This window comes from Nocardia pseudovaccinii NBRC 100343 (assembly GCF_001613225.1).
Taxonomy (GTDB): domain Bacteria; phylum Actinomycetota; class Actinomycetes; order Mycobacteriales; family Mycobacteriaceae; genus Nocardia; species Nocardia pseudovaccinii.
Window position 1 is genome coordinate 1 of the sequence record NZ_BDBY01000201.1, and the last position, 6,699, is coordinate 6,699.

Here is a 6,699-nt window from a genome sequence, read left to right on the forward strand (position 1 = left end):
GCGTATCAGCGCCCCCCGCAATGTATTTCAGTGCATCGGGCCTGAGCTACTTTTTGATCGGGCGGCGAGCCTGTAGCTGGGCGCTGTCAGCTGCGGCACGGCCCGCCGCCCAGCCATTGGCGTTGCCGATGGAAATCCCGCGGTCTCGGATAGTGGGGAACAACGCGTCGAACGCCTCATCCACTTTGTGTTGGTGGGAGCGGAGCGCCGGAAGCAAACGCGCCGGGTCCGGGGATTCCGCAATCGTCGTCTCATTCGCATCTTCGAGTCGCTCACCGATGCGCGTTGCATAGGCGATAAGGAATGACTTGCGGTATGCGCGGCTTCTGGCATCGGCGCTGCGCTTGGATTCGTTGCCGCTGGCGATCATTGCTCTGGTGGCCTGAACGAGCAAGGAGGTCGTCAGCAATTCGACTGCCTCCAAGTCGCTTTCATCACCGACGACTGTCATGAATCCGAATGCCGAGGCGAAGATCGCGCGGCACCGGTTGGCCTTGGTGACCACATCGACCAGCAGCGCTTTCGCGTCGACATAGGGGGTTTCCAACCAGATCCGGCATGCGCCGGGCAGATCGGGCACAGCGTCGTCCGCATCGACGAGCACCCGATCGAGCGCGTATTTGGTCATCAGCTCCTGGGCCTTGGCCGAAAGTGCCTCCGCCTCTTCGGGGTATGACGTCGACTCGGCCTTCGCGAGCAGTCCGCGGACTCGGCTCAGGACCTTGACGTCGACGGCGTGGTGGTGCGCTGCGGCCTGCGGTCGGGCAGTGCCGGGCAAGGGCCGGATCAGTTCGAGCTCGGGCAGTTGGATCAGCATCGCAAGTGCCTCGACCACAGTCGTGACGGCCTCGGCCGCGGTCAGCAGTTGCTTCGCGGCCCACTGGCCGAGGTGCGGTTCGGACCCGGACCACCAGATGTCTGCTCCCAGCTCGGCGAGCTGCAACTGCCAGGTCTCATCGATCGATTCCGGCGCGAAAGGCCGGACGTGGGCGGCCATGACGTCGATGAGTAGCGCGATCGCGAACTGGTCCACGCGTCGCCGCGCGACCTGGTGGATGTCTTCCGGCAGCCAGCCGTATTGAAAGATTCGGCCGATGATGTGCTGTGCCGCCAGGTGCGCACCGTCCGCCTGCTCGCGGGTCAGCGGCTCGCGACCGACGAGCTGCTGCGCGAATTGCCCAGCGGCGCGGGCATTCCCCTGCGCGACCTCCATGGCCGTGGCCATGATCGCGTTCGCGATCTGCTCGGAATCCTGCGGCCCACTGGACTGCGCAGACCAGAATGCGGAGCCCGTGGCGGCGCGGTGCTCGCCCGAGGGCCGTCGACGATTTTGCTTGCTCACGACCGATCCCCCTCACATAGTCTGGCGGCAACTGCGCCCACAACCGTATAGACCGGGAGAGGCCGAGGACGACGTGCATCCGATGCGGTGCGTATCGGAAGCCGTCGGATGCGGAAAACAGGGGCAGTCGGCGGCTCTCCGGGTAGACCCTGAGCTGGACGTCGGCTATATGGGGGATGCGACCTGATCCGCGGTGCCGGAGTGCGGGCCTACGGTTGTGGCGAGGAGGTTCGCGATGAAGTCCGTCACGGTTCCGTTGACCATCGTCGGGGTCTATGCCGCGGTTGCGAGCTTCGCGTTCGCGGCTGCGATCACCGAGACGATCATGTTGTATCCCAATATCTTTCGTGATGTACCCGAATCGCTGGCGCAGACCCAGCAGTTCATGAGTAAGGTCGCGGTCGGTGATGTGATGCGCCCGCTCGGTGGGGTGCTGACGGTGTGCGCGCTGGTCGCCTGTGCTGCAGCGTTCCGGTACCGCCTCGCACGGCGATGGGTTGGCGCATCGATGATTTCTCTCATCAGTGGCCAGTTCTTGCTGTCGATCCTGTACCTGTGGCCCCGCGCGACGATTCTGTTCGACGAACGCTCCCGGCACAGTCTCGCCGAAGTCGAGAGTGCGGCCACCGAATTCCAGGTGGGCGAGTGGGTCCGGATTGCGGCAGCGCTGGCGACCGCGGTATTCGCGGTCGCCGCCACGCTGAGTTGCTATCGCACACGGGTTCTCGCCACGGTCGACGCGCGGTTCGAGCAGGTGGCTCAGGGACGGGTGCCCGTGGACCACAGCGGTGTCGTCTCCACCCGTGACAGCCGCCAGCCCTCCGCCGTACGAACCGCGTCGAAGCGGTAGACCTCGCCGAGGGTGTACTGCGGCTCCGCCACGGCGGTCGTGGCGGGCGCGAAGGTGGCGATGAGATTCGCGCGCACCTCGGCGGCATCGCCGTGCAGGTCGATCATCACATTGGTGATGAAGTGCTGGATGCGCTTGTCATCGGAGTGATTCCGGCTCGCCTGTGCGATCAGCGCATCACGACCCTCAGCCCGGCCGCCGGGGGTTTTCGCGGTCGCGTCGGCGGTGTAGATCGTGCGGAAGTCATCGAAGCGGCCCTCGTCCAGGGCGCGGCCCAATTGGTTGACCAGTCCGGTGATCTCGTTGCGGTCCACCAGTTCGCGGAGTTGGTGCGTGTCGTCCTTGGTGGCAGTGGTGCAGGCGGTGAGTAGCGCCAACTGCAGTGCGGCGAGGGGGAGGAAGCGGCGGATCTTGCTCATCGGGCGAACCTTTCGAACTGAATGTTGGTCACTCCAACGTTGGTGAGTCCAACGATAACAGATCGTGGGTTACACCAACAAGTCTTGCTACATTGCACTCATGGAGATCGCGCACGAGGACACCCCGGGCAGGCTGCGCGCCCTGCCCACCCGACTGGTGAACCAGGTGGCCATCCTCGCCAACCGGGCGACCGAGCGCGCCTTCGAAGCAACCGGATCCCGCCGCTACCACTACGCCCTGCTCGCCACGCTCGGCGAGTTCGGCCCGGCCAGTCAGGCCGATCTCGGCCGTCGCACCCGCATCGACCGCAGCGATATCGTCGCCGCGCTGAACGATCTGGCCGAGCGCGGCCTGATCGAACGCACCCCGGATCCGAGCGACCGCCGCCGCAATATCGTCACCATCACCAAGGCGGGCACCCGCCACCTGGACGAACTGGACCAACGAATCGAAGGCGCCCAGGACGATCTATTGACCGCCCTCTCCGCCGCCGAGCGCCGCGAACTGGTCCGGCTGCTCTCCCGGATCCTCGATGATCATGTGCAAGGGTGATCGGGCCCCTATTTCCGCAGGCCGGGGGTAGGGCGCGCGAAGCGAGCAACTAAACTGCATCCGTGAGTCTTGTGCTGCTACCTGCTGTCGATGTCGCCAATGGAGAGGCTGTGCGCCTGGTTCAGGGGGAGGCGGGCAGCGAAACCAATTACGGCTCCCCGCGCGACGCGGCACTCGCCTGGCAGGAAGCCGGTGCGGAGTGGGTGCATCTGGTCGATCTGGACGCGGCATTCGGCCGTGGTTCGAATCGTGAACTACTGGCCAAGGTCGTCGGCGAACTCGATGTCGAGGTGGAACTGTCCGGCGGCATCCGCGACGACGAATCCCTGGAGGCCGCGCTGGGTACTGGCTGTGCCCGGGTGAACCTCGGTACCGCCGCGCTGGAGGATCCGCAGTGGTGTGCCCGCGCCATCGCCAAACACGGTGAGCGCATCGCCGTCGGCCTGGATGTACGGATCATCGATGGCGAACACCGGCTGCGCGGCCGCGGCTGGGTCAGCGACGGCGGTGATCTGTGGGAGGTGCTCGAACGCCTCGAGCGTGACGGTTGCTCGCGCTACGTGGTCACCGACGTGACCAAGGACGGCACCCTCACCGGCCCCAACCTGGATCTGCTGCGCGAGGTCTGCGCCGCCACCGATGCGCCGGTCATCGCCTCCGGCGGTGTTTCCACCATCGAGGATCTGATCGCCATCGCCGAACTGGTGCCCGAGGGTGTCGAGGGCTCGATCGTCGGTAAGGCGCTGTACGCGGGCCGCTTCACGCTGCCCGAGGCGCTGGCCGCGGTCCGCTGACGATTCGATGACCGCAAACCGCCTCGATACCGAACTACCGGCACTGCTCGACGTCGCCGGTGAAATCCTCGACGCGACGAGCCCGCGTTTCATCGAGGGGGTCGGCGCGCCGAGCGCGGTGGCGAAGGGCCGCAACGACTTCGCGACCGAACTCGACCTGGAGTTGGAGCGCACCATCTCCGCACAGCTCGAGCAGCGCACCGGAATCGAGGTGCACGGTGAGGAATTCGGCGGTCCGCAGCTCACATCGGGGACGGCGTGGGTGCTCGATCCGATCGACGGCACCTTCAATTACTCATCAGGACATCCCCTTTCGGGCATGCTGCTGGCACTGGTGCACGAAGGGGAGCCGCTGCTCGGGCTGACCTGGCTGCCACTGCTCGGCCAGCGTTATTCGGCGGCCGTCGACGGTCCTGTGCTGCTCAACGGCGAACCGCTGCCGCGCCTGCCGCGGGGGAAGCTCGGCGAGGCGATGATCGGCTTCGGCGCGTTCAATGTGGACTCCGCCGGACGTATTCCCGGCCGGTTCCGTTTCGACTTGCTCGGTCCGCTGAGCAGGCTGTCGTCACGGGTGCGCATGCACGGCTCCACCGGCATCGACCTCGCGTTCACCGCATCGGGCGTGCTCGGCGGCGCGATCGTCTTCGGGCACCATCCATGGGACAACGCCGCGGGCGTGGCACTTGTGCGCGCGGCGGGCGGGGTGGTCACCGACCTGGCCGGGGATCCGTGGACCATCACCTCGGGTTCGGTGCTGGCTGCCGCGCCGGGGGTGCACGAGGAACTGCTCGAAATGATTTGCACGGTCGCCGACGATGCGTGACGCTGCGCGCGAAACACAGGGCATGGCAGTCGGCGGGGTGCGTGGATACAGCAAGATTCGAAGAAGGGTGAGCCGATGACGTTGGCGGTACGCGTTATTCCGTGCCTGGATGTCGACGCGGGCCGGGTGGTCAAGGGCGTCAACTTCGAAAACCTGCGTGACGCGGGCGATCCCGTCGAACTCGCCGCCGCCTACGATCTGCAGGGCGCCGACGAGCTGACCTTCCTCGATGTCACGGCCTCCACCGGCGACCGCGGCACCATGATCGATGTGGTGACCCGCACGGCCGAACAGATCTTCATCCCGCTGACCGTCGGCGGCGGGGTGCGCACGGTCGAGGATGTCGACCGGTTACTGCGCGCGGGCGCGGACAAGGTCTCGGTGAATACCGCCGCCATCGCGCGCCCCGAAGTCTTGCGGGAGATGTCGGAGCGCTTCGGCTCCCAGTGCATCGTGCTGTCGGTGGATGCCCGCACCGTTCCGGACGGCCAGCCCGACACTCCGTCCGGCTGGGAGGTCACCACACACGGCGGCAAGCGCGGCACCGGCATCGACGCCATCGAATGGGCCGTGCGCGGCGCCGAACTCGGCGTCGGTGAGATCCTGCTCAACTCTATGGATGCCGACGGCACCAAGACAGGCTTCGACCTGCCCATGATCAAGGCCGTCCGCGAAGTGGTCTCGATACCGGTGATCGCCAGCGGCGGCGCGGGCGCCGTCGAACACTTCGCCCCCGCTGTCCAGGCTGGCGCAGACGCGGTCCTGGCCGCCAGCGTCTTCCACTTCGGCGACCTCACCATCCCCCAGGTAAAAGCCGCTATGCGCGCCGAACAAATCATCGTCCGCTAGCCCGCGCCCCAACGCACACGAAGCTGACGCGGAAGTAGTGACTGCCTCGCACAAGGTATATAGCTTCTGCGGGTTCTCAGCAGATATGCGACAGCGTCCGGTGGAATTCGGCGGCGAAACCCTCAGTGCCGTAACGCTGATGCCTGGTGCGGTCGAGGGTTTCGCCGATGTTGTTGTGGCCCAGACGGTTTTGGTTTCCGAGGGTTATCGTCAGCGTGCCTGGCAGGTTCTCGGGGAGCCGAATCGCACTCGCGCGGCTTGAATTTTCTTCGGAGAGTTCGGCCGCCACGCCGGGGCGGTGATTGCTATCTGCTCGACAGTTACCCAGGCTTAGCGACCATGTCCGCCACGTGTCCCGCATGCTCCTGGTCATCGCCGATGCTGGTGTCGACACATGGTTCGGTTCGCTATCTGCGTTGTGTCTGTGGCAAATGGCTGGTTGCCCACCGGGGCGGGGTGAACTTGGTCACCGGCAGGGCCGCCTGCGCCAAAAAGCCTGTGGCCGAACATCTCGAACTGATTCCGCTGCCGGAGGAGTAGCAACTGTCGCGACGGGTGGTGTTTCGGCACTACAGGATGTGTTCCGGCGGGGAGCCCCCTGTATAACGGTGATATGACTCTCGACCCCGCCATCGCCGCCCGGCTCAAGCGCAATGACGCCGGACTCGTCGCCGCGGTCGCGCAGGAGCGCGGCAGCGGCGATGTGCTGATGGTTGCCTGGATGGATGACGAGGCGCTGGCCCGCACGCTGGAAACCCGTAAGGCGACCTACTATTCGCGTTCGCGCCAGCAGTACTGGGTCAAGGGCGAAACCTCCGGCCACACGCAGTACGTGCGCGAGGTCCGTCTCGACTGCGACGGCGACACCATCCTGCTCGTCGTCGACCAAGAGGGCGCGGCCTGCCACACCGGCACGCACACCTGCTTCGACTCCGACCTGCTGCTCGCCGACGGCTGAGCCCGAGCTGCTAGGAATTCGGATGCTCGCCGCGCTCCTCGACCGGCGCCGACCTGCCGATGGACTGGCTCAGAGACTCGCCGAGCTGTCTGACGAGCAGTTCGCTGAGGT

9 protein-coding genes are annotated in these 6,699 nt (G+C 65.9%); 6 read left to right on the plus strand and 3 right to left on the minus strand.

The window, feature by feature from the left end:
* Positions 1–46 precede the first annotated feature (46 nt).
* Entirely contained in the window at positions 47–1,342 is a 1,296-nt protein-coding gene (locus NP3_RS25670) for a DUF2786 domain-containing protein (RefSeq protein ID WP_063044167.1), read from the minus strand.
* Positions 1,343–1,577: 235 nt separating this feature from the next.
* Here NP3_RS25670 and NP3_RS25675 point away from each other — a divergent pair, with 235 nt between their 5' ends.
* On the plus strand, positions 1,578–2,192 hold the full coding sequence (locus NP3_RS25675) for a hypothetical protein (protein WP_063824911.1): 615 nt from the start codon (positions 1,578–1,580) through the stop codon (positions 2,190–2,192).
* Here the strand turns inward: NP3_RS25675 and NP3_RS25680 are convergent.
* The gene (locus tag NP3_RS25680) at positions 2,102–2,611 is read right to left on the minus strand and encodes a nuclear transport factor 2 family protein (RefSeq protein ID WP_063044168.1); all 510 of its coding nucleotides are present in this window, start codon (positions 2,609–2,611) and stop codon (positions 2,102–2,104) included. The two genes, NP3_RS25675 and NP3_RS25680, sit on opposite strands and share 91 nt — an antisense overlap.
* Before the next feature lie 100 nt (positions 2,612–2,711).
* Here NP3_RS25680 and NP3_RS25685 point away from each other — a divergent pair, with 100 nt between their 5' ends.
* From NP3_RS25685 to hisF, 4 genes are all read left to right on the plus strand, one after another.
* Positions 2,712–3,164, plus strand: a complete 453-nt coding sequence (locus NP3_RS25685) for a MarR family winged helix-turn-helix transcriptional regulator (RefSeq protein ID WP_063044169.1) — start codon at positions 2,712–2,714, stop codon at positions 3,162–3,164.
* Between the two features lie 62 nt (positions 3,165–3,226).
* On the plus strand, positions 3,227–3,958 hold the full coding sequence (priA, locus tag NP3_RS25690) for a bifunctional 1-(5-phosphoribosyl)-5-((5-phosphoribosylamino)methylideneamino)imidazole-4-carboxamide isomerase/phosphoribosylanthranilate isomerase PriA (RefSeq protein WP_063044170.1): 732 nt from the start codon (positions 3,227–3,229) through the stop codon (positions 3,956–3,958).
* Between the two features lie 7 nt (positions 3,959–3,965).
* Entirely contained in the window at positions 3,966–4,781 is an 816-nt protein-coding gene (locus tag NP3_RS25695) for an inositol monophosphatase family protein (protein WP_063044171.1), read from the plus strand.
* Positions 4,782–4,856: 75 nt separating this feature from the next.
* Positions 4,857–5,630 (plus strand): imidazole glycerol phosphate synthase subunit HisF, encoded by a 774-nt coding sequence (hisF, locus tag NP3_RS25700; RefSeq protein ID WP_063044172.1) that lies wholly within the window; start codon positions 4,857–4,859, stop codon positions 5,628–5,630.
* 76 nt (positions 5,631–5,706) lie between these two features.
* Here the strand turns inward: hisF and NP3_RS25705 are convergent, their stop codons facing one another.
* Positions 5,707–5,919, minus strand: a complete 213-nt coding sequence (locus NP3_RS25705; protein ID WP_063044173.1) for a hypothetical protein — start codon at positions 5,917–5,919, stop codon at positions 5,707–5,709.
* A 324-nt stretch (positions 5,920–6,243) separates the two neighbouring features.
* Between NP3_RS25705 and hisI the strand changes: the two genes are divergently transcribed.
* A complete protein-coding gene (gene hisI, locus NP3_RS25715) occupies positions 6,244–6,588 on the plus strand; it encodes a phosphoribosyl-AMP cyclohydrolase (protein WP_063044174.1) in 345 nt (114 codons plus the stop codon).
* The last annotated feature ends 111 nt before the right edge of the window (positions 6,589–6,699 follow it).

Bases quoted from the DNA above. Each gene is read 5' to 3' on its own strand.
- NP3_RS25675 (WP_063824911.1), top strand. From the start codon at position 1,578: ATGAAGTCCGTCACGGTTCCGTTGACCATCGTCGGGGTCTATGCCGCG.
- NP3_RS25680 (WP_063044168.1), bottom strand. From the start codon at position 2,611: ATGAGCAAGATCCGCCGCTTCCTCCCCCTCGCCGCACTGCAGTTGGCG.
- NP3_RS25685 (WP_063044169.1), top strand. From the start codon at position 2,712: ATGGAGATCGCGCACGAGGACACCCCGGGCAGGCTGCGCGCCCTGCCC.
- NP3_RS25695 (WP_063044171.1), top strand. From the start codon at position 3,966: ATGACCGCAAACCGCCTCGATACCGAACTACCGGCACTGCTCGACGTC.
- hisF (WP_063044172.1), top strand. From the start codon at position 4,857: ATGACGTTGGCGGTACGCGTTATTCCGTGCCTGGATGTCGACGCGGGC.
- hisI (WP_063044174.1), top strand. From the start codon at position 6,244: ATGACTCTCGACCCCGCCATCGCCGCCCGGCTCAAGCGCAATGACGCC.